The 20,386-nt window shown below is 60.6% G+C and carries 26 protein-coding genes and 1 tRNA gene; 19 read left to right on the top strand and 8 right to left on the bottom strand.

Translation table 11 applies throughout. The features are described from left to right. Positions 1–2: 2 nt before the first annotated feature. The 9 genes from HMPREF2565_RS11760 to HMPREF2565_RS11720 all read left to right on the top strand — a co-directional run bounded on the left by HMPREF2565_RS11760 (position 3) and on the right by HMPREF2565_RS11720 (position 4,740). Positions 3–989: a hypothetical protein gene (locus HMPREF2565_RS11760; RefSeq protein ID WP_071407424.1), complete on the top strand. Its 987-nt coding sequence runs from the start codon at positions 3–5 to the stop codon at positions 987–989. A 19-nt stretch (positions 990–1,008) separates the two neighbouring features. Continuing rightward, positions 1,009–1,362 carry a hypothetical protein gene (locus HMPREF2565_RS11755; RefSeq protein ID WP_071407423.1) on the top strand — a complete coding sequence of 118 codons (354 nt, stop codon included), beginning with the start codon at positions 1,009–1,011 and terminating at the stop codon, positions 1,360–1,362. Then, on the top strand, positions 1,353–1,658 hold the full coding sequence (locus tag HMPREF2565_RS11750; protein ID WP_071407422.1) for a hypothetical protein: 306 nt from the start codon (positions 1,353–1,355) through the stop codon (positions 1,656–1,658). Before HMPREF2565_RS11755 ends, HMPREF2565_RS11750 begins: the two co-directional genes overlap by 10 nt. Positions 1,659–1,680: 22 nt before the next feature. After that, on the top strand, positions 1,681–2,007 hold the full coding sequence (locus tag HMPREF2565_RS11745; RefSeq protein WP_071407421.1) for a hypothetical protein: 327 nt from the start codon (positions 1,681–1,683) through the stop codon (positions 2,005–2,007). Next, positions 2,004–2,651: a hypothetical protein gene (locus HMPREF2565_RS11740; RefSeq protein WP_071407420.1), complete on the top strand. Its 648-nt coding sequence runs from the start codon at positions 2,004–2,006 to the stop codon at positions 2,649–2,651. Before HMPREF2565_RS11745 ends, HMPREF2565_RS11740 begins: the two co-directional genes overlap by 4 nt. A gap of 62 nt (positions 2,652–2,713) precedes the next feature. After that, positions 2,714–3,586 (top strand): peptidoglycan recognition protein family protein, encoded by an 873-nt coding sequence (locus HMPREF2565_RS11735; protein ID WP_071407419.1) that lies wholly within the window; start codon positions 2,714–2,716, stop codon positions 3,584–3,586. Beyond that, positions 3,586–3,954, top strand: a complete 369-nt coding sequence (locus tag HMPREF2565_RS11730; protein ID WP_071407418.1) for a hypothetical protein — start codon at positions 3,586–3,588, stop codon at positions 3,952–3,954. Before HMPREF2565_RS11735 ends, HMPREF2565_RS11730 begins: the two co-directional genes overlap by 1 nt. Continuing rightward, positions 3,951–4,379, top strand: a complete 429-nt coding sequence (locus HMPREF2565_RS11725; RefSeq protein WP_071407417.1) for a hypothetical protein — start codon at positions 3,951–3,953, stop codon at positions 4,377–4,379. Before HMPREF2565_RS11730 ends, HMPREF2565_RS11725 begins: the two co-directional genes overlap by 4 nt. 4 nt (positions 4,380–4,383) lie before the next feature. Further along, on the top strand, positions 4,384–4,740 hold the full coding sequence (locus HMPREF2565_RS11720; protein ID WP_071407496.1) for a hypothetical protein: 357 nt from the start codon (positions 4,384–4,386) through the stop codon (positions 4,738–4,740). A gap of 63 nt (positions 4,741–4,803) precedes the next feature. Here the strand turns inward: HMPREF2565_RS11720 and HMPREF2565_RS11715 are convergent, their stop codons facing one another. The 5 genes from HMPREF2565_RS11715 to HMPREF2565_RS11695 form a co-directional block, all read right to left on the bottom strand. Beyond that, positions 4,804–5,148, bottom strand: coding sequence for a hypothetical protein (locus HMPREF2565_RS11715; RefSeq protein ID WP_071407416.1), 345 nt, complete (start codon positions 5,146–5,148; stop codon positions 4,804–4,806). Then, positions 5,145–5,339 carry a hypothetical protein gene (locus HMPREF2565_RS11710; RefSeq protein WP_071407415.1) on the bottom strand — a complete coding sequence of 65 codons (195 nt, stop codon included), beginning with the start codon at positions 5,337–5,339 and terminating at the stop codon, positions 5,145–5,147. The genes HMPREF2565_RS11715 and HMPREF2565_RS11710 overlap by 4 nt, the downstream gene beginning before the upstream one ends. Before the next feature lie 3 nt (positions 5,340–5,342). After that, positions 5,343–5,579 carry a hypothetical protein gene (locus HMPREF2565_RS11705; protein WP_071407414.1) on the bottom strand — a complete coding sequence of 79 codons (237 nt, stop codon included), beginning with the start codon at positions 5,577–5,579 and terminating at the stop codon, positions 5,343–5,345. Positions 5,580–5,783: 204 nt separating this feature from the next. Continuing rightward, the gene (locus HMPREF2565_RS11700) at positions 5,784–5,984 is read right to left on the bottom strand and encodes a hypothetical protein (protein WP_071407413.1); all 201 of its coding nucleotides are present in this window, start codon (positions 5,982–5,984) and stop codon (positions 5,784–5,786) included. Between the two features lie 2 nt (positions 5,985–5,986). Then, positions 5,987–6,718, bottom strand: coding sequence for a hypothetical protein (locus HMPREF2565_RS11695; RefSeq protein ID WP_071407412.1), 732 nt, complete (start codon positions 6,716–6,718; stop codon positions 5,987–5,989). Between the two features lie 498 nt (positions 6,719–7,216). Between HMPREF2565_RS11695 and HMPREF2565_RS11685 the strand changes: the two genes are divergently transcribed. The 3 genes from HMPREF2565_RS11685 to HMPREF2565_RS11675 are packed head-to-tail and all read left to right on the top strand — an operon-like array spanning position 7,217 to position 11,958. Continuing rightward, complete coding sequence (locus HMPREF2565_RS11685; RefSeq protein WP_046648318.1) at positions 7,217–7,825, top strand: TetR/AcrR family transcriptional regulator; 609 nt, start codon at positions 7,217–7,219, stop codon at positions 7,823–7,825. A gap of 12 nt (positions 7,826–7,837) precedes the next feature. After that, positions 7,838–11,476: a transcription-repair coupling factor gene (mfd, locus tag HMPREF2565_RS11680; RefSeq protein ID WP_070510324.1), complete on the top strand. Its 3,639-nt coding sequence runs from the start codon at positions 7,838–7,840 to the stop codon at positions 11,474–11,476. Continuing rightward, a complete protein-coding gene (locus HMPREF2565_RS11675; RefSeq protein WP_046648319.1) occupies positions 11,476–11,958 on the top strand; it encodes a hypothetical protein in 483 nt (160 codons plus the stop codon). The genes mfd and HMPREF2565_RS11675 overlap by 1 nt, the downstream gene beginning before the upstream one ends. Here HMPREF2565_RS11675 and HMPREF2565_RS11670 read toward each other — a convergent pair. Next, entirely contained in the window at positions 11,955–13,442 is a 1,488-nt protein-coding gene (locus HMPREF2565_RS11670) for an amino acid permease (RefSeq protein ID WP_049155530.1), read from the bottom strand. The genes HMPREF2565_RS11675 and HMPREF2565_RS11670 overlap by 4 nt on opposite strands. A gap of 81 nt (positions 13,443–13,523) precedes the next feature. Here HMPREF2565_RS11670 and HMPREF2565_RS11665 point away from each other — a divergent pair, with 81 nt between their 5' ends. Continuing rightward, on the top strand, positions 13,524–14,138 hold the full coding sequence (locus HMPREF2565_RS11665; protein ID WP_070754590.1) for a MazG nucleotide pyrophosphohydrolase domain-containing protein: 615 nt from the start codon (positions 13,524–13,526) through the stop codon (positions 14,136–14,138). On the opposite strand, the gene HMPREF2565_RS11660 is transcribed toward HMPREF2565_RS11665, so the two are convergent. Continuing rightward, complete coding sequence (locus HMPREF2565_RS11660; RefSeq protein WP_046648322.1) at positions 14,135–14,557, bottom strand: hypothetical protein; 423 nt, start codon at positions 14,555–14,557, stop codon at positions 14,135–14,137. The two genes, HMPREF2565_RS11665 and HMPREF2565_RS11660, sit on opposite strands and share 4 nt — an antisense overlap. Before the next feature lie 223 nt (positions 14,558–14,780). Here HMPREF2565_RS11660 and HMPREF2565_RS11655 point away from each other — a divergent pair, with 223 nt between their 5' ends. The 6 genes from HMPREF2565_RS11655 (at position 14,781) to HMPREF2565_RS11630 (ending at position 19,462) form a co-directional block, all read left to right on the top strand. Beyond that, positions 14,781–15,572 (top strand): lytic transglycosylase domain-containing protein, encoded by a 792-nt coding sequence (locus tag HMPREF2565_RS11655; protein ID WP_049155526.1) that lies wholly within the window; start codon positions 14,781–14,783, stop codon positions 15,570–15,572. A gap of 143 nt (positions 15,573–15,715) precedes the next feature. After that, the gene (gene eno, locus HMPREF2565_RS11650; RefSeq protein ID WP_070754589.1) at positions 15,716–16,993 is read left to right on the top strand and encodes a phosphopyruvate hydratase; all 1,278 of its coding nucleotides are present in this window, start codon (positions 15,716–15,718) and stop codon (positions 16,991–16,993) included. A gap of 182 nt (positions 16,994–17,175) precedes the next feature. Beyond that, positions 17,176–17,727 carry a septum formation initiator family protein gene (locus tag HMPREF2565_RS11645; protein WP_071407411.1) on the top strand — a complete coding sequence of 184 codons (552 nt, stop codon included), beginning with the start codon at positions 17,176–17,178 and terminating at the stop codon, positions 17,725–17,727. A 34-nt stretch (positions 17,728–17,761) separates the two neighbouring features. Next, positions 17,762–18,310 carry a DUF501 domain-containing protein gene (locus tag HMPREF2565_RS11640; RefSeq protein WP_071407410.1) on the top strand — a complete coding sequence of 183 codons (549 nt, stop codon included), beginning with the start codon at positions 17,762–17,764 and terminating at the stop codon, positions 18,308–18,310. 16 nt (positions 18,311–18,326) lie between these two features. Next, the gene (locus tag HMPREF2565_RS11635; protein ID WP_071407409.1) at positions 18,327–19,280 is read left to right on the top strand and encodes a Ppx/GppA phosphatase family protein; all 954 of its coding nucleotides are present in this window, start codon (positions 18,327–18,329) and stop codon (positions 19,278–19,280) included. A gap of 105 nt (positions 19,281–19,385) precedes the next feature. Next, a tRNA-Leu gene (locus tag HMPREF2565_RS11630) sits at positions 19,386–19,462 on the top strand. A gap of 187 nt (positions 19,463–19,649) precedes the next feature. On the opposite strand, the gene HMPREF2565_RS13795 is transcribed toward HMPREF2565_RS11630, so the two are convergent. Further along, a complete protein-coding gene (locus HMPREF2565_RS13795) occupies positions 19,650–20,009 on the bottom strand; it encodes a hypothetical protein (protein WP_141745914.1) in 360 nt (119 codons plus the stop codon). Positions 20,010–20,386 lie beyond the last annotated feature (377 nt).

Here is a 20,386-nt window from a genome sequence, read left to right as displayed (position 1 = left end):
TTATGCCTACTGTGACTGGTGTTTTGCAGCACGTCACGCAACGACCAGACACCATTGATGAAGTATGGGTGCGCGCCCCGGAGGTGCGCGGCCACTCCGGTGGCCTTATCACCCGCAACCCTGACAGGTACAAAGTAGTGGGCGGGAATGTGCAGTTTCAGGTAGCACCCGGCCCGGCCATCCTGGTCATGGTGTCCGCCGGCAACCCGGTGGACAGCGTGAAAATGTTTATCGGCACCGGGTCCTCGCAGACACTGGCGGATGCGGTGAAAAACGCTGACCTGCTGGATGAGAATAGTGTCCGCGAGCTCGACCGCATCCTGCGTGAAATTCAGCGGAATGTGAATACTGCTGCTGAGTCGGCGGCGAAGGCTAAGACGTCGGAGACGAACTCCGCGTCCTCGGCTAGTTGGGCGTCGTCGTCAGCATCGTCGGCGTCGTCGTCGGCATCATCGGCAAAAGCGTCAGAGTCTCAGGCTAGGTCGTCGGCGAACGAGGCGAAACTCTACTCTCAGCAGGCCGGTGAGATGGAGCGCGCCGTTTCCGACTTGGAGAAGGAAGCGCGGAGTTCCGCAAAGTCCGCTAAATCCTCGCAGGATGCGGCGAAAACCTCCGAAACCAAAGCGGCCACCTCAGCCACCTCCGCTGGCAGGTCAGCAACAACCGCCGCGAGTGAAACTACGAAGGCTTTGCAGAAGTGGCGGGATGAATTCACAGAGAATGACATCCTCTGGGTGGGGGACCGGCTGGGCGTGTCCGGTAAGCTCAGCCCACCGCTGACTGGGCCGAAGGGTGCGCCTGGTGATGTGTCTAAATCCCAGATGGATGCGGCTATTACCGCCGCCATCGTCGCACTGGCCCCCACAGGGTTGAAGCTTGTGCTTGCAGCACCGGACGATAAAACGGCGGAGCAGGCGGACACCGCAATCCGCGCAAAAGGCTACCAGGCTGTTGTGGTCGTGCCGACCACCGGTAACTGGTGGGAATAAGAAAGGAAGGAGCTGAGGGATGCTGAAGAAGATTCGTCAGGGCCCGGTGGTGTTTTTCTATAACGGCGAGGCGTGGGAAATCATGGGTGGTACTCCGGATGGGTGGCGTATCTGGTCGTTGGGTCGTATTTATCCGCCGCCGGGTACGTATTGGGTGGAGTTGACGGAGAACGCCACTGTGGAGCATCGCCCGACGAATACGGGTGTGGCCATTAAGAATCAAAAGGTCGTGACCTTTAAGGAAGACGAAATGCTATTGGCGATGTACGCAAAGAAAGGTGATGCGCTCATGCTCACGTTTTTAGCTCCCCCCCCCCCTCGGTCTAAGCAACTTTGCCGCCGCATTCGTGAGGCGGTGGCGACATGGCGCTAAGACTCGTTGGTTCTCGCGACCAGACGGCGTTCACTCTGTCGGACAATGGGGATGCGTGGGCTGCCCCGTCCGAGTCCCGCGTGCCGTGGGCGGAGGCCGGGTCGAGTATTCGCCTGGCCCCTGGCCGCTACCGCATCGACACGGTAGGTGCGCGCTACGCCGCGACCTACAGCGTGTCACCGTGGGCGTCCACAGGCGATTTGGAAATGCCCACCGCCTATTTGGAGACCCACGAATCCGGCACACGACTGTATTTCCGAGGTGGGGGCACCGTTTTCATCACCAGACTCGCCTAACCCGCGTCGGGGGTGGTGCGTGATGGCGCTGCGCCTTATTAGCCGCTCGTCGGCAGCGTTCACCGCCCCAGCTGGGGCTAGGGGACGCTGGCTATCCAACAACGTCTACACCTACCACCGCCTCACTGGCCTGTACCTGATGACGGTGGAGATGACCGGCACCAACCCGCCCACCCTGAACATCCGAGGCGGGGCACACAACCAAGACAGCCAGTTCGGCACCTATTGGCGTAGCTCTACGACCGCCCACATACACCTGGATTCTGAATCCCAAATCGTCCTCATCGGCACAGGCGAGGGTGATGGAAAAACCACTGTTTCATTCATCAAGATTGGAGACCAATTATGACCATCCAAGACCTCAAGCAGACCATCACCAACCTCGACGAGGCCGACTTTTTTGACCTGTTCGGCTGGGTGTGTGGTGACGAATACGACCGCCGTAAAGCAGCACCGGCTGTGGAGAAGGCCCGCGCCGAGGACGCCAAAGAACTCTGGGAAACCCATCCCGAGCTGAAGCCCCAGTTTGCTACCGAGGTGGAGCCGGAAACCAGCATCGACCAGCTCGTTGCGAAGGTTGCCGCCTGGGCCAAGCCCACCAGCCGGGCCACTGCCTACCCGCCAGCAGCACTTGTTTCCCACGAGGGGAAGCTGTGGCGGAATCGTCGCCTGGGGCAGAATGCGAAAACACCGGGCGAAATTTTCTCCGGCTGGCAGGACGTGACCCGTGACTTCCTGCGTGACGAGCCGATTAATACGGAGGGTGAGGATGCCCCGGGGCTGATTACAGAACCAGACGAGCCTACCGAGCCGGACGCCTCAGACGAGCCGGTGGAGCCAGCCCCCACAGTCCCAGAATGGCGCGAAGGCGAACTCATCACCAAGGGAACCACACGCCTCTACAACGGTGCCCTCTACGTCGCCCAGCGGCTCCACACCACCCGCGATGACCGCAGGCCGGACACCGCGACCGACTACTGGACAAAGCTCTAACCCAACGCCCCCACTGACCGCCGCCTTCGGGCGGCTTTTCTTATATCTAAAGGAGGGTAATCATGTCACGCGATTATTACACGCTACAGCCCGATAAAATATACCGGGTTGGCAAGCACTACACGCCGGGAAGAGCGGGCCAAAAAATCCAATTCATTACCCGTCATCACCTCATGTACATCGGTGAAGGCGAAGCAGTCGTTGACGGAATCTGGAACCATCGGCCCGCCTCCGCCCACCACGTCATCGGCCCCGACGGTAGGTGGGTGCAAACCGTCTACGACAATGACACCGCATGGGCTAACGCATCCCAGTGGGCGAATCAGCGCACTATCGCCATTGAGCACTCCAACAACACTGGCCGTGCTCACGGCAGTGATTTCCACCCTGATTCCTGGAATATAAGCGAGGAAACAATTATCTCCGGCGCTCGTGTAGCCGCCGCATACTGCCTGTACTTCAACCTCGGCAGGCCCGTTTACGGCAAGAACATTCGAGACCACTTTGAGTTCACAGCGACCGGTTGCCCAGTCCACCTGTCCGGCCCAAAGGTCGGTAACGGTTTCGGTGGCCGCGCTGGCAAGTACCACCAGCAGTGGATGGACGAGGCGCAGCGATTCTACGACGAACTAAAGGCCGGTAAGACTGTCCCGGCGAAGCCGGTTAATAAGGAGAGCAAGGGAGCCACCATGAAGGCAGTAGAACAAGTCAACGCCCACACCCGCGCATTCATCACGGGGTTTTTCACTCCGCAATTTGACGCAATTCAAGAAATATGGCGACAACTTCGAGGCCCTGCCGGTAAGGGCTGGGAGCAATTAGGGCAGAACGATAAGGGCCAGAATCTCACCCTCGTTGATGCTGTGGCCGCGATTCGCCAGCAGCTCACACAGATTCAAGCAGACGTAAACGAATTGAAGCGGAGGAAGAAATAATGGGAAAGCACCACAAGAACCCAATCCTTACCACAGTGGGGGAGCAGGTCGCTGAGGCCGTCGCAGCGGAGCTAATCGCCCAGCCGTGGTGGCTGCGCTACAAAGGCTCTATCATGCTCGTGTTGCAGGCCCTCGCATGGCTGGCGGGTATCCTGCCCGTCTATCTGGCTGACGCACCCTCATGGTTCATCGCCGTGGCTGGCGGTATCGGCTTCATCCTCACCACGCTTGTCAACCGGCTCACGATTGATGGCGTGACCCCGAGCATGGCGGGACGCTTAGCCGAGCAGGCCCAGCACGCGGAAGACGCCGCCGCGCCCGCCCTGCCGGTGTACACCGGCCCCACCACAGCAGGGGAGCAGTCGTGAGATGGGAGCACGCTAAACGCCGCGCTGCTCGCTGGCTCGTGTCCGACGCCGCTGGCCTCCTAGTCCTCGGCAGTATCTCCATTGCACGCGGCATGTCCTACACGCCGGTGCTGGTTGACCCTGAGCGCAAGCCCACGCATTTCATGGAGAGTGTGCTCAACCCCCCAGCATGGGCAGTGGTGTGGATACTCATGGGGCTGCTGTGCCTGTGCGCCACGCGGGTGCCGAAACTCGTGCCCTCCGCTGTTGGCGCGGTGGTGGGGCTGCACTCCATGTGGGCACTCAGCTTTATCTTCGCCACGGTATTCGACGACCTCCCCCGGGCCTGGGTGTCCTCCCTCGGATACATCGGCATCGCCACCATGACCCTGTACGCCTACGGCAGGGGGCAGGCCAGTCAGGTCACAGTCACAGATGGGAGATGATGGTATGCCGGTAGACGGCCCGCTGGCAACAGTCATCGTCGGCGTGATTGGTGTCATCGGCACACTTATTGGTACTCACCTGACGGAGAAAAGCCAGAAGAAAAAGGCGGAGTTGGAGGCGCGTGGCCCGGAGTGGGAAGCATTCACCAAAAGCATTCGCGAATGGACGAACGAGCAGCTGGAGGCCCGCGACAAATCGATTAGCGAAATGCGGGTGGAGATTGCGGAGCTACGTGACAAATTGGAGGTGTGGAAAAGCCGCTACTTCGTCGCCGTCAACCACATTCGGCAGTGGAGGCTTCGCCACCCGGAGAGTGTGGCCGACATGCCTATCCCAGACGAGCTAGAAAACGACTTTTGAAGTCCTTTGAAGTTTATGAAGTTTGACCCTCACCCCACGCGGGTGGGGGTCCTTTTCTGCGTTTTAAGGGGCTACCTCAAAGTCGAAGTCCGCCAATGTATAAGCCATGCAGATGTGCCCCATGAGGGCGGTGTGCTCCGACCGGCTCAGATTCTCACCCGCGACCTCGTTGGTCAGCGTCACCTTCTTGCCTTCCTCCTCTGCCTTCTCGGCAATCTGTACAGCCTGGTCGATGCAGTCAGCGAAGCGGACCCACTTGTCCTGGAGCCACACGCCGGCATCGAGCGGGGGCTGGTGCGTGGACTCCCAGCGCTGTGCGGTACGGATATTCACGTCACAGGCGTCGGCAACATCCTGGGAAGTGAGTCCCATGCTGGTGCGGAGGATGCGGAATTCGTTTGGGGTCATGCGGCTTGTGTCCTTACTTCGGTGATGGTGCCAAGGTTGAAATACTGGCGTCCGACTTTGCGGTCGATGGTGCCCCACTGGCCCGGGGTGTTGGTGCGCCGGAATGTGACGTCATCGGGGAAGTGTTCTTTGAGGATGGCGTACATGTGGGGGCCGGTGAAGGTGCCCAGGGTGGTGACGATGGTCTGCATGGCTTATGCTCCTGCAATCGCGGCGTTGATGATGGCGTGCATCTCCTCGCCGCTGCGCAGCTGGATGTCTGCGCCGTCGATGGTGTGGGCCTTCGGGAGGTCGATGCGGACACCGCGCAGGGTCATGCAGTTCTTTACCCATTCGCCGCGAGCGCGGACATAGCCGAAGCCTTGGGCTTTGAGCTGGCGGCGGATACGCGGGGCGTGGGCTTTGTTGGTGATGGTTGCGATGAGGAACATCTTTCGGACTCTCTTTCCGATTCTTGCGGCCTCTTCCAGGAGTTGTTCTCCTTGCCGTCTACCACCATTATATGCCATAAAATACGACATTGCAAGTTGTGGGCAATAAAAAATCCCCGCTGACGCGGGGAATAAGAGCAATCTGCGTGATGGTTGAGCATCAGCAACGGCTCACCCCCGCAAACGCGGGGAACACACATGAGCCTACTTCATCCTTTTCCACTGCGCAACGGCAGACTGCTGACGGCCCGTCGCCTGCGCCACCCTGTACTGAGTCACGCCACTATCTAGGGCGGCGCGGGTGGCCTCCGCACGCTCACGCTTCAACCCGGCCAGTGCGTCCTCGGCGTCTTGCACCTGGCGGTCAATCCCCACCACCCGGGCGAGCAATTCATCCTGGCCCATGCTTATGCTCCCTTCTTGGCCATCGCGGCCATCGCGTTGGTGGAGGAGATGATGTAGCGGCGCATCAGGTCACGCTCGGCATCACCGGCCAGCAGGTTCATGCTGGCGCGGCGCACCACATCCGCAGCCACGCGGGTACCAGTGCGGTTGCTGAGCCGCTCCTCGGCCTCCTTGAGGCGAGCCTCCATGCGGCCCATTGCCTGCTCGTTGATGATGGTGGTCTCACAGTCGCCCTGCACGCCGAAGGCCTGTTGAATCTGGATGGTGTCGTAGATGGCGACGGCGTCCTCAACCATGTCGTCGAGGATGGGGCCGTGGGCAACGTCGGCGCCGTCGGCGACCTGCTCGGCGCGCTGAATCTGTGCCTCAACGTCCTCGACGCGCTCGGCGATGTAGGCCTCCAGCTGCTTGATGATGTACGGCATGAAGTGGATGGCGACCTCGTCGAGGTTGGCGATGAGGGCCGGGTGGTAGCCGTCCTTCAGGGATTCAATCAGGTCGCTGGCCTGCGCGGTGGTCAGCTCGTCGAGGGCGCACTCCAACTCGTGGTTGTGGGTGGTGATGAGCTCTTCCATCCAGTCGTTGAGGGCTTCCTGGTCGACGGTCTTGCCGAAGCGGACGAGGCGCTGGTTAATCAGGCCAATGTTGTCCTGGATGTGGTCGTCGTCGATGGTGAGGGCGTCGCGGTTGTCGCGGAGGGATTCGATGTAGCGGGCCTGCGCTGCGGTGGTCATTTTCTTTTCCTTTTCTCTGGGGCTCTCTGCCTTACACCTCTAATACTACATGCGATGTAGTACTACAGCAAGCGTAGTAGTGTGATAGTGACAGAACTCACAGACTAGAGGCTGGGGAGCGAAAACTAGGCCAAATCCGTGACGGACAAATGACGGAGAATTGACGGAGATTGAACCGTTTCCGCAGGTCGCCAAACGTCGCCAAAGCAACCGGGATCAAACACAAAAATGGCCCGCAACCAGCAAATACGCCGGTCAACGGGCCACCTTAATCGGCTTCCCCACCAGGACTCGAACCTAGAATGACGGTACCAAAAACCGTAGTGTTGCCGATTACACCATGGGGAAACTGCGCACACAACGTGGGCGCTGGGGGACATGTTACCTGACGGGTGCGGGCGAGACCTAAACAGGTGGCCAATCTTCTTTATTGCGTTGCAAGCTGCCGACTTTTAGCTGGTGCGGGCGATGTCCAGTGGGGGAGATACAGTAGAAGACATGGTTCGACAAAGGATGACCGGGCGTGAGCGCCGTGAGCAATTGATCTCCATTGGGCGCGCGGCCTTCGCAGAACGCGGCTTCGATGGTGCCAGCGTGGAAGACATCGCCGCGCGCGCCGGCGTGTCCAAGCCGGTGGTCTATGAGCACTTCGGCGGCAAGGAAGGCCTGTACGCCGTCGTCATCGACCGCGAGCTCGTCGCTTTGGAAAAGGTCGTCACGGAATCACTGCAGACGGGTTCGTGGCGCCAGCGCATCGAGCAGGGGGTCGTCGCTTTGCTGACCTACGTGGAGGAGGAGACCGATGGTTTCTTAATCCTCGTGCGCGACTCCAAGCCAGGGGAGGAGCGTAGCTTCTCCACGCTGTTGAACACAGCGGTAAATCAGATTGCGCATATCCTCGGTGAGGCCTTCGAACACCGCGGTCTCGACCCCGAGCTGTCGGTGCTCTACGGCCAAGCGCTCGTCGGCATGGTGGCCACCACGGCCCAGTGGTGGCTAGATGAGCGCGAGCCTTCGCGCGAGACAGTCGCAGCGCACATCGTCAATTTGTGCTGGAATGGTCTTTCTGGCATGGAAGCAGCACCGAAGTTGAAGGGAGCCAAGTAGGTGGCAACGCCGATGCTGGGCGGGCTGCTCAAAGTAGCCGCCTCAGATCCGAAACTCAAAGGTCTCGCTACTCAAGTGGGCACACCGTCGCTGCACATCACGGGCATCGACCAGGCGCGCCCCTGGGCCATTGGCACGCTGGCTCACCACGCGCCGGTGCTGGTGGTGACTGCCTCCGGGCGTGAGGCGGAGGACCTCACCGCAGAGCTGGCAGCCATGCTGGGGGATAAGGTCGCCTACTTTCCCGCGTGGGAGACGTTGCCGCATGAGCGGCTGTCGCCGGCCCCGGATATCGTCGGCAAGCGCGCGCGTGTGCTCGACCTAGTGGGGGCGGGCAAAGCCCAAGTGGTGGTGACCTCTGCCCGCGGGTATTGCCAGCCTATCCTGAGCAAAGTGGAAGGCCGCGAGCCCATCTTCCTGAAGGAAGAAGCTGAGCACGAGCTCTCACATATCCTTTCGGAGTTGGAGTTTCGCGCCTACAAGCACGTGGATATGGTGGCCAAGCGCGGCGAGTACGCCACGCGCGGCGGCATCCTCGATGTTTTCCCCACCACCTCGGACTACCCGGTGCGTGTGGAGTTCTGGGGCGATGAGATTACCGATATCCGCCAGTTCTCCGTGGCGGATCAGCGCGCCATCCCGGAGATTGAGGTCGGCGAGGTCGCCATCTATCCCGCTCGCGAGCTGCCGATTACTAATGAGGTTGCCGCACGCGCCCGTGAGCTGGCTCAGAAGTTTGGCGGGAATGCGGCTCTGGCAGAACTGCTGACCAAGGTAGGCGAGCACATCCCTGCCGACGGTATGGAGGCGTTGCTTGCCGTGCTAGCCGACGACCCCTTTGTCACCCTCCCCGAACTCCTCACGGCGGGCACGCACGTGGTGCTCGTGGCACCGGAAAAGATCCGCACGCGCATTGCGGACCTGGAATCCACCGATGCGGAGTTCTTGGCTGCTGGCTGGGAGGCCGCCGCGATGGGCGCGGATGGTCCGCTGGCTGCCGAGGGCTTGGATACCTCGGCGTCGAGTTACCGCTCCTATGAGTCGCTTGAGGCGACGTGCCGGAATATCGAGGCCCCGCTGTGGACTTTTGCCCCGCCGGGGATGTTCGCCGCCGCTGAATCGGAGACTCTGCCGCTGGATTTTGAGCCCGGACCTACCCCACGCGGTGATATCTCAGAGATTGATGCGATGATGGCGCAGCTTCTAGCGCACACCACCGCTGGTGGGCGGGCTGCGTTTATTGCTCCTGCCCAGGGTGCGATCAAGCGCATGGTGGAGCGTTTCGCGGAGAAGGGGATTCCCACCAAGGTGGCCACGCCTGGGTGGGAGCCGAGCCCCGGCGAGGTCACCCTCTATCAGGCCTTGTCCCATGCGGGTCTGGTTTTCCCAAAGGTGCGCAAGCTGAAGGATGCTGAAGCGCTGCCGCTCGTGGTTATTACGGAAACTGATCTGACGGGTAACCGCGTCGGTGATATTGCGGGTGCGAAGCGTCGCCCAGCAAAGCGCCGCAACCGCGTGGATCCCCTCGCCCTGAAGCAGGGGGATTACGTGGTGCATGAGACCCATGGCATCGGCAAGTTCCTCAAGATGGCCGAGCGCACCGTACAGTCCGGTGATGAGACGTCGCGCCGCGAGTACATCGTGCTGGAGTATGCGGCGTCCAAGCGCGGTCAGCCGGCCGACCAGCTGTGGGTGCCCATGGATTCGTTGGATCTGTTGAGCAAATACACCGGCGGTGAGGCGCCGACGCTGTCCAAGATGGGCGGCTCGGATTGGAAGAACACCAAGAAGAAGGCGCGTGCCGCGGTGCGTGAGATCGCCGGTGAGCTGGTGGAGCTTTATGCCAAGCGCCAGGCAGCCCCTGGCCACCAGTTTGGGCCCGATACGCCGTGGCAGGCGGAGATGGAGGATAATTTCCCCTTCGTCGAGACTGAAGACCAAATGCTGGCCATCGATGCCGTCAAGCAGGATATGGAATCCACGGTGCCGATGGACCGCGTGGTCGTCGGCGATGTGGGCTATGGCAAGACCGAGGTTGCGGTGCGCGCGGCCTTCAAGGCCGTGCAGGACGGTAAGCAGGTGGCGGTCCTCGTGCCCACGACTCTGCTGGCGCAACAGCACGCCGATACCTTCCGCGAGCGCATGCAGGGCTTTCCGGTGGATATTGAGGTCCTCTCGCGCTTTACCTCGGCCAAGGAGTCCAAGGAGATTCTCGCCGGCTTGGCGGATGGTTCCGTGGACATCGTCATCGGCACCCACCGCCTGCTGCAAACGGGCGTGCAGTGGAAGAACTTGGGCCTCATCGTGGTGGATGAGGAGCAGCGCTTCGGCGTGGAGCACAAGGAGCACATCAAGGCGCTCAAAGCCAGCGTGGATGTGCTCACCATGTCCGCGACACCGATTCCACGCACCTTGGAGATGTCCATGGCGGGCATCCGTGAAATGTCTACGATTTTGACGCCTCCGGAGGACCGTCACCCGGTCCTGACCTATGTGGGCGCGTATGAGGATAAGCAGGTGGCAGCGGCCATCCGCCGCGAGCTGCTGCGCGACGGCCAAGTTTTCTTCATCCACAACAAAGTCGCCGACATCGAAAAGAAGGCCCGCGAACTGCGGGACCTGGTGCCGGAGGCGCGCATCGTCGTCGCACACGGCCAGATGAACGAGGACGTGCTTGAACGCACCGTCCAAGGTTTCTGGGACCGCGAGTTCGACGTGCTGGTATGTACCACCATCGTGGAGACCGGTCTGGATATCGCTAATGCGAATACCCTCATCGTGGAAAACGCCCACCACATGGGTCTATCCCAGCTCCACCAGCTGCGCGGGCGCGTGGGCCGCTCCCGCGAGCGCGGCTATGCCTACTTCCTCTACCCGAAGGGCGCCACGCTGACGGAGACCTCCTATGACCGTCTGGCCACCATCGCCCAGAACAACGATCTGGGCGCGGGCATGGCCGTGGCCATGAAGGACCTTGAGATGCGCGGTGCCGGCAACGTGCTGGGCGCGGAGCAGTCCGGCCACATCGCCGGCGTGGGCTTCGACCTCTACGTGCGCCTTGTCGGTGAGGCGGTGGAGACCTTCAAGGCGCTCGCGCGTGGGGAGACCCCCGTGGTCACGGACGAAGGGCCGAAGGAAATCCGCATCGACCTGCCGGTGGACGCCCACATCCCGGAGTCCTATATCAACTCCGAGCGCCTGCGCCTAGAGGTTTACCGCAAGCTCGCAGCCTCCAAAGACAACGCGGACCTGGCACACGTGGTGGAGGAAATGCAGGACCGCTACGGCCCCGTTCCGGAGCCGGTGGAACGCCTTCTCGCCGTGGCCCGCCTGCGCCACCAGGCCCGCCGGGCTGGGGTCAGCGACATCACGGTGCAGGGCACGCGCATCAAGGTCCACCCGGTGGAGCTGGCGGATTCGAAACAGGTACGCCTCAAGCGCCTCTACCCGGGCTCCAACTACCGTGCGGCGGCTAAGGCCATCCAGCTCAGCTTCCCCAAGGCAGGACGGAATGTCACAGACCCCAAGCTGCGTGACATTGAGCTGCTGCAATGGGTGGCGGATTTCCTAGCGTCGATGTTTGAACTCGAGCACGTTGACGTCAGTGGTGCTAAGACTAAGAAAAACGTCATTAGCGTAGGAGAGAAGTAATGGACGCCGCGAACAACCGCCTTGGCTATCCTCGGGCGAATCAACGGATCGTCATGGTGGCGGTGTGGATGTTCGCGGCGTTGATCAGCATCCCCGTCTCGCTGGTCATAAAGTTCAGCGGCGAGAACGGTGGTTGGCTCACCTTCATGTTGATGATGTTTGGGGTAATCCTGGTTGGTGTCTGGGTGTTGCTTGGGCTGCTGCCGCTCTTTATCCGCAGTGATTACGAGAGCAAGCTGGAGTGGGCGTGGGTGTCCATGGCCCTGGTGTTCATCGGCTTCATCCTGGGCAACGCCAACCTGCCGGATTTTGGAGATATCGGACCGGCCACCGTACCGACGTGGTGGTTTGGCAACGAGGAAGCGGCCACAATCACCGGCGGCATCCTCCTCGTTATCAGCGGCATCGGCCACGTGATGTGGCTCGCAAGCTGCATCACGTACGCGGTGCTCTCGCACCGCTCAGCACCTGAGGTGTTCTAGAGAACGAGACGCCCAGTGCCCAAGCCCCACACCGCGGCGACAGCGCCGACGATCACCAGCGCCACAACGCACCATTCGAAGGTGTTAAACACGCGCTCCTTCTTGTGCAAGCGTGTGGCCACGTAAGGGATCATGCTCGGGACCACAGCCAGCGCGCCAAGCAGCACGTAGACCGGGTCGGCGGCGTAAATGAGCCAGACGGAATAAATGAAGGCGACGAGGCCGATGTAGAGGTGGCGGCGGTTCTCGCGGCGGCTCACCTCCGGGCCAGACAAGTCGAAGCGCACCCCGGCGTGCGGGTGGGTTAGCCCCTTGCCGCGCACCGCCAAGAGCACCAGGTACAGCGAGGAGAAGATGTAAGGCAGCAGGTACATGATGGTGGCCAGCTGCACCATTGCGTTATAGGACGTCTCGTTGAGGAAGAAGACGATGACGAAGAGCTGAATCGTCAGCGTAGAAATCAGCTGCGCAACCCAGGGCGCGCCGGCGATGTTCACGGTGCCGATCTTGCGGGGGAGAAGACCATCGACAGCCATCATGACGATAGGCTCCGCGCACAGCATCTGCCAGGACACATAGGCGCCAAGCACGGAAAGGCACAGGCCCAGGGAGATGAGCGCGCCGCCCCATTCGCCGACCGCGGCGGTGAGCACGGAGGCCATCGAGTTATCCGGAAGCGCTGCGAGCTCTTCCTGGGTAAGGACGCCGAAGCTCAGCGTGGACACGGACACCAGCAGCGCCAAGACGCTGATGAAGCCGATGACGGTGGCGCGGCCGACGTCGGCACGCGTGCGAGCCTGCTTGGAGTAGACCGAAGCGCCCTCCACGCCGATGAAGACCCACACGGTAAAGAGCATGATTCCCTGCACCTGCTCAAAGAGGGACTTATCAGAAGCCTTGCCCCAGATATCCAGGGTGAACTTGTCCCAGCTAAATCCCACGAAAGCGAGGATGACGATGAAGGCCAGGATGGGCACGATCTTGGCCACGGAGGTGACCATGTTCATGATGGCCGCCTGCTTAATACCGCGGGCCAGCACCGCAAAAATACCCCACGACAGCAAAGACACCGCAATGGCGGAAACCCAGCGGTGGTCGGCGTCAAAGAGGGGGACGTAGTGGCCGATGGTGTTGAAGAACAATGTGGCGTAGCCGACCTGGGCCATCACGGAGCCCAGCCAGTAGCCCCAACCGGAGGTGAAGCCGATGAAATCACCTAAGCCGGCGCGTACATAGGAGTACACACCGGAGTCGAGGTGCGGCTTGCGGTGCGCCAGGATTTGGAAGACGAAGGCGACGGAGAGCATGCCCACGCCGGCGATGAGCCAGCCGATGAGCATGGCGCCCGGGCCGGCGACGGAGGCGATGTTTTGCGGGAGAGAGAAGATACCCGCGCCCACCGTGGAACCGATGATGAGCGCGACAAGCGTCCACAGCGTCACGGAGTGCGTGCGCGGCGATTCGGTGAGATTGGAAGTGGTCATTGGTTAAAAATACCCCTTAAGGCGGGCTTTTGTGCAACTGCAGCGAAAGCTCATGGAGCCCGGGACCTATACTCGTTGCTTATGACTGTCCTGTTGTTAGATCCGCGCTGGCCCACCCTAATCCCTCTAGAGGCCGTTGGAAAACTGCAGGGACCTGTTGTTTTTACCGATGAAGTACCGGTGAAGGTGCGGTGGAATTTCGACCAGCTCCTGTGCGGTGAGGATCCGGCGGGCCACGGTGTTGTGGTGAGCACAGATCCGTCCCACCCGCAGGTGCGCGCGCTTATCGACGCCCACGCGGAGCTCATCCTTGCCCCCTCCCTGGAGGAACCGATGTGGCAGGCGCGCGAGGTGATGACGCGGGCCCGGCGCATCGGGGAGTGGGAACGCGATCAAACCCATGAGAGCTTGCTGCCGTATCTGGAGGAAGAGTCCGCGGAGTTCGCCGAGGCGGTGCGGGAGCGCGCCTCTGACGCCGAGCTGCTCAAGGAGCTCGGTGATGTTTTCTTACAAGTCCTTTTCCATGCCGAGATTGCGGCGCGCCGCGGAGCTTTTAGCCTCGATGACGTCGCCATGTCCTTCGTCAACAAAATGCGCTCCCGCGCGCCCTACCTTTTTGACGGCACGGAGGACGTCGTGGAGGTAGAGGAGCAGGAGCGCCTGTGGGCCGAAGGTAAGGCCCGAGAAAAGGACTAGCCCTTCTGGATGATGGAGGACAGCAGAGGAGCGTAGTCGGTGAGCGTGGAGGACAGGCCAGTGCCGCCGGTGACGATGGTGTCTTCCTTAACGATCTTGCACTCGAGGGCACGGTCAGCGGTCTGGCCGGAGTACTTCACAGCGGCGAGGGCCAGCGGGCCGAGTTCCTCGGTGTTGCCCAGAGCCATGAGGTTCTTTGATAGCTGGTTGCGGGTGGTGTCCGGGCCGAGCAGCTCGCCCTCGGTCGTCTGATCGATCAGCGTCAGGGTGCTGCGGAGGGTGTTGCAGTCAGCATTCTGGATGCCCTGGGAAAGGAAGCCGCCCAACTCCTCGAGGGATGCGGCGGACGCGGTGGCGGGCACGACAGCACCCAGGGTGACAACAGCGGCAGCAGTGGCAGCGATACGACGGATGAACATGGAACTCCTTGAGATTGAAGAAAGGGCGTTGAAAGAACGTGCAGGACCGGCGTAGGCGCGGCGGACCGTTCATCGGTGCAGTGTAGCGCACAATGTTACGCATGGGAATAGTTTGACATAATTATCCAAAATATTTTTGCTTAGCTAGGTTTCTTTCGTCGCCAAGCGGCGCCCTCTGTGTCGGTCTAACCCACACGTGAAACCGTCTGTAGTATTCACCTTTATGACACAGGGGCTACGGAGGATTGGGGGCTGTGGCCTCGGCATTGTCTTGGCCATCATTCTGATCATTTCCCTGGTGGCGTGGAGTCTTTCCTTCCTTGATAAGCCTTCCCCGTTCCGGCAGCTGTCCCCCGTTCCGGAGGATCTTCCACCCGTCGGTGGGGCAGAGGTGCCCAATATTGACGTCGAAGCGCCAGGGCGCACCGCGGACAAATTGACGTGGTGGTCTGATCAGCTGGCCGACGCCACCAGCATCCCCGCCCAAGCTTTGCGGGCCTATGGAAACGCCGAATTGATCGCGCGGCAGTCGTGGCCGAACTGCAATCTGCGCTGGAATACCCTCGCCGGGATTGGCTGGGTGGAAACCCGTCACGGGACCTATAACGGCAATATCTTCCACCGTTCTTCACTCGATGAGAACGGTCACCCCGAGCCGCCCATCGTGGGTATCCCTCTCGACGGTACGAACAATACCACCCACGTTCCGGACAGCGATGGCGGCGTGTTTGATGGCGATACTGAGTTTGATCGGGCGGTAGGCCCCATGCAATTCATCCCGTCTTCGTGGGAGCATTTTGGTCGCGACGCCAACGGTGATGGCGTAGCCGATCCAAATCAAATCGATGATGCCGCGCTGGGTGCTGCCGCCTTGTTGTGTTTCGGGGATAGGGACCTTTCGACGCCGGAAGGCTGGCGCTCAGCCATCCTCAATTACAACCAATCCGAGGATTACCTGCGTAAAGTGGCCGCTGCGGCGAATTCCTATGCCATCGAACAGCCTGCGACGTCCTAGCGCCTTTCTAGATCTTTATCACGTTGTCCGTTTCCGCCCGACACGTTCCGAAGTTTTCTGGAACAATTGGCTGCAGGTGGTTTGGGAGCCCCTCCCAGAACACGAACCCAAGATCAATTTGGCTCTATAGGAGTGAAAGCAGCATGGCTGACATCATCCACGTAATGGCACGCGAAATTCTTGATTCCCGCGGCAACCCCACCGTTGAGGCTGAAGTATTCCTCGACGATGGAGCACGCGGTGTGGCCGGCGTTCCGTCTGGCGCTTCCACCGGTGTTCACGAGGCTCACGAGTTGCGTGACGGGGGTGACCGCTACTTGGGCAAGGGTGTTCTCAAGGCAGTTGAAAACGTCAACGAAGAGATTGCTGATGAACTTGCCGGCTTTGAGGCCGATGACCAGCGCCTGATCGACCAGGCCCTCATCAAGCTGGACGGTACTGATAACAAGTCCCGCCTCGGCGCCAACGCCATCCTGGGCGTCTCCATTGCCGCTGCCAAGGCTGCTGCCGAGTCTGCTGGCCTGCCGCTCTACCGCTACGTCGGTGGCCCGAACGCTCACGTCCTGCCCGTTCCGATGATGAATATTCTCAACGGTGGCTCCCACGCTGATTCCGGCGTGGATGTCCAGGAGTTCATGATTGCTCCGATCGGCGCAGAGTCCTTCTCCGAGGCGCTGCGCCAGGGTGCCGAGGTCTACCACGCCCTCAAGAACGTCATCAAGGACAAGGGACTGTCCACCGGTCTGGGCGACGAGGGCGGCTTCGCCCCGTCCGTCGAGTCCACCAAGGCTGCACTCGACCTCATCGTTGACGCAATCAAGAAGGCCGGTCTGAAGCCGGGCGAGGACATCGCCCTGGCACTCGACGTTGCTTCCTCCGAGTTCTTTAAGGATGGCAAGTACCACTTCGAGGGCGGCGAGCACACCGCTGAGGAGATGGCCAAGGTCTACGAGGATCTCGTTGCCAACTACCCGATTGTGTCCATCGAGGACCCGCTGCAGGAAGATGACTGGGAGGGCTACACCAAGCTCACCGCAGCCATCGGTGACAAGGTCCAGATCGTGGGCGATGACTTCTTCGTCACCAACCCGGCCCGCCTCCAGGAGGGCATCGAGAAAAAGGCAGCCAACGCACTGCTGGTGAAGGTTAACCAGATCGGCACCCTGACCGAGACCTTCGACGCCGTCGAGCTGGCTCACCGCAACGGCTACCGCACCATGATGTCCCACCGTTCCGGCGAGACCGAGGACACCACCATTGCTGACCTCGCGGTTGCCCTCAACTGCGGCCAGATCAAGACCGGTGCCCCGGCACGTTCTGAGCGCGTGGCCAAGTACAACCAGCTGCTGCGCATCGAGCAGGAGCTCAGCGACGCAGCCGTCTACGCCGGCCGCTCCGCATTCCCGCGCTTCCAGGGCTAATTTCTAGGAATAGCCGGGAACCGGCCACTCGCTGAGATAGCGTCTAAGCGAAAGGTGTCACAGGAAACTGTGGCACCTTTTTTCGTCGGGGTGACCTCCGTGGTGCTGTGACGCATGTTATTTCTGAGACACGACGCGCGCCGCGCACCACCTGGGCTGTAGCGGGATACAATGACTTCCCGATGGCACGCACTACTTCTTCCCGCACGAAGCGCCGGAACACCGTTCCGGTCCACACGCGTGCCCGCGACGCGCAGCGCACCAAGCCGAAGAAGAGCCCGGCCCAGCCTAAGGGGCTCGACATTCTGGGTGTGGGCGTCATTATCGCCGTCGTGCTCGTAGTCCTCTTAACCATTGCCGTTCCGCTGCGCAATTACTACCACGGCCAGTCGGAGATAGCGCGCCTGGAAAGCTCCATCGCCGCCAAGCAGGAGCGGAAGGAAAACCTCCTCACCGAGATTGATAAGTATCGTTCCGAGGAATACGTCAAACAAGAAGCGCGTCGTCGCTTTGGTGTGATGGATGAAGGAGAAACTGCGTTCCGCATCATGGATCCGCGGATGGACTCAGGCGATACGGTAACCTCGGAACGCCGCGAGGACGTCGACGAGCGCGCGTGGTACACGGTGCTGTGGGATTCGGTGTCACAGGACGCCGAGACCCCACCGGACGCTGAAACCCCGCCGGAAGCGGAGAACCCGCCGGAAGACTCAGTCGAAGCTCCTGCTGAATAGGACGCACCCGCGCCTCCGTGTCACAATGGTTCCTATGACCGTGACCGATGCTGATCTTGAAGTCGTCCGCGAACAATTGGGCCGCACCCCGCGCGGCGTCGTGGACATTGCTTACCGCACCCCCGACGGAGCTCCTGCTGTGATTAAGACGGCGCCTAAGCTTCCCGACGGCACTCCGTTTCCTACCCTCTATTACCTCCCCGATCCGCGCCTGACCGCCGAGGCATCGCGCCTTGAAGTTGCCCACGTCATGAAGTGGATGGAGCAGCGTCTCGCGGCGGATGAGGACTTGCAGAAGGACTACCAGGCAGCGCATGAACACTACCTGGAAACCCGCAATGCCATGGAGGATTTGGGCACTGATTTTTCCGGTGGCGGCATGCCTGAGCGCGTTAAGTGCCTCCACGTGCTTATTGCTTATGCCTTGGCAGAAGGCCCGGGCCGGGTCCGCTTTGGCACCGAGGCCGTCGCGATGGCTGCAGAACACGGTAAACTCCGGGGAAGCGCCATCCCGGAGGATTGGCCCACCGTGGGGGATCTGGGCATTGATATGACCCAGTTTGATTTTTCTAACGCCGGTTAAGAGAAAGGCTAGCCTTATGACTCGCGTCGCTGCTGTTGACTGCGGAACCAACTCCATCCGCCTGCTCATCAGTGAGATCCAAGAGGATGGCAAGATTCGGGATATCTCCCGCACGATGGAGATCGTCCGCCTCGGACAAGGCGTCGACGCCACCGGTGAATTCGAGCCAGAGGCACTCGCGCGGACTCGTGCGGCCCTCGAAGAATACGTCAAGCAGATGAAATTTGAGAAGGTTGAGCGCGTGCGGATGGTGGCAACCTCGGCAACGCGTGATGCCAAAAACCACCGTGAGTTCTTCGATATGACCGAGGAGCTTCTCGGTGAGGTCCAGCCGGGTGCCCGCGCGGAGATCATTTCTGGGGAGGAGGAAGCACTGCTGTCCTTCACCGGTGCGGTGGGGGACCTGCGCTCTGAGAAGGGGCCCTACTGTGTCATCGACTTGGGCGGCGGTTCGACGGAGTTCGTCGTTGGGACAATCGACGGCGAGATTCTCGGCTCCCACTCTGCGCAGATGGGGTGTGTGCGACTCACTGAGCGCATGATGCGCAACGATCCGCCTACCGAAGCAGAAATAGAGATCGCTACTGATTACGTCGCTGAACGCATGGCTGAAGTGGAAAAGATCGTGCCCATCGACAAGGCCCAAACCTTTGTCGGCTGCGCCGGTACCTTCACGACGCTCTCGGCGCTGGCGCAGGGCATGGAACGCTACGATGCTGACTCCATCCACGGATCCGAGCTGCGCTTCGACGCCCTGCGGGTGCTCACTCGACAGATGATCGGTTTGTCCTCGGACGTGAGGGCCCTCAACCCCGTCATCCACCCGGGCCGCGCCGATGTCATCGGCGGCGGCTGCGTGGCCGTGGAGGGCATCATGACGATGATTGAGCGCAACAGTGATGCCCGTTCCTTCTTCATCAGTGAGAAGGACATCCTCGATGGCATCATTAGCGGCCTCGTCGCAAACTAAGCGAACTAGGCCGGTACCGTCCCGCGGACCGGCACAGTTCTACGGTTGCCGACCCTATTTTCGGCATGTGTCCACCCGTGCCCTAAGATAAGTGGGCACGGTTTGGCCCCCATAGCCCAATCGGCAGAGGCAGTCGACTTAAAATCGATTCAGTGTGGGTTCGAGTCCCACTGGGGGCACCATGACCAGCGGAAATGCTGGAAAAATTGGAGCAAAAAGTGAAAACCCTCTAAAAACCCTCTAAAAAATCGCTAGACAACACAGTTTTGCTGGAACTGTGTCTCTGACTCACAAGCCCCTAGCGGTACCGCCCCTGCATTCGGGCCGTGCTTTCAGCGTCGGGATCGGTTGTTGTGATGCGGGGTTTGTCTACTGATAGATGGAGCCGTCTGGGTCGGCAGCTCGGACTATATCTTCTACTGCGGAGCACAGGTCTGGGTCATCAATGTATCCGTCTTGGCAGCCGTGGTAAGTCTGGATTTCGCCCGAGGTTGGGTTACGGGCGCCATTATCTGCAGTGCCGTATCCACATGTTGCCGCCGGGCCGACGCATTCCTCAGTTTCTTCTAGTCCGGCCTGGCCCTCATTTTCGAGGTACTGCTCGCCGCCTCGGGTGTCGAAACACCATTGGGAGTAGGAGACTGTGCCATCTGACCAGCGGGCAGTGCCGGGGATCCCTTCGAGGCATTCCACGACAGTGGGTTCCGCGGGTACTTGTTCTACTGCCACAGGAGCGTCGGATGCGGGAAGTTCTGGGTCAGGTTGTGCCTCTTCCACGTGGGACTCTGGTTCCGTGGATTTGGAAGCGTCTGCGGGGGAGGTACTGGACGGGCTTGTGCTTGGTGGCGCCTCGTCGGCCCCAGTTTCGTTGCTGCTAGTACTCGTTGGACTTGGTTCAGGTGCAGGGGCGGTGCTGCAACTGCCGAGGGCAAAAGAAATAGCAGCAACCGCAAGGCTAAATTTCTTCATGCTGCTTGCCGCCTTCCATTGAAGTGATAGTGAATGAAAAGAACCCTAGCCTCTGCGCAGCGTACTTGGACGAGGAGCGGGGAGAAGACCTCACAATCCTTAGCCAAGGATGTTCAGAAGACTGAAATGGTAGCGGT

This window comes from Corynebacterium sp. HMSC072A04 (genome assembly GCF_001809235.1).
GTDB lineage: Bacteria > Actinomycetota > Actinomycetes > Mycobacteriales > Mycobacteriaceae > Corynebacterium > Corynebacterium hiratae.
The sequence above is the reverse complement of the archived record's forward strand: the minus strand, read 5'-3'. Positions and strand labels throughout refer to the sequence as shown.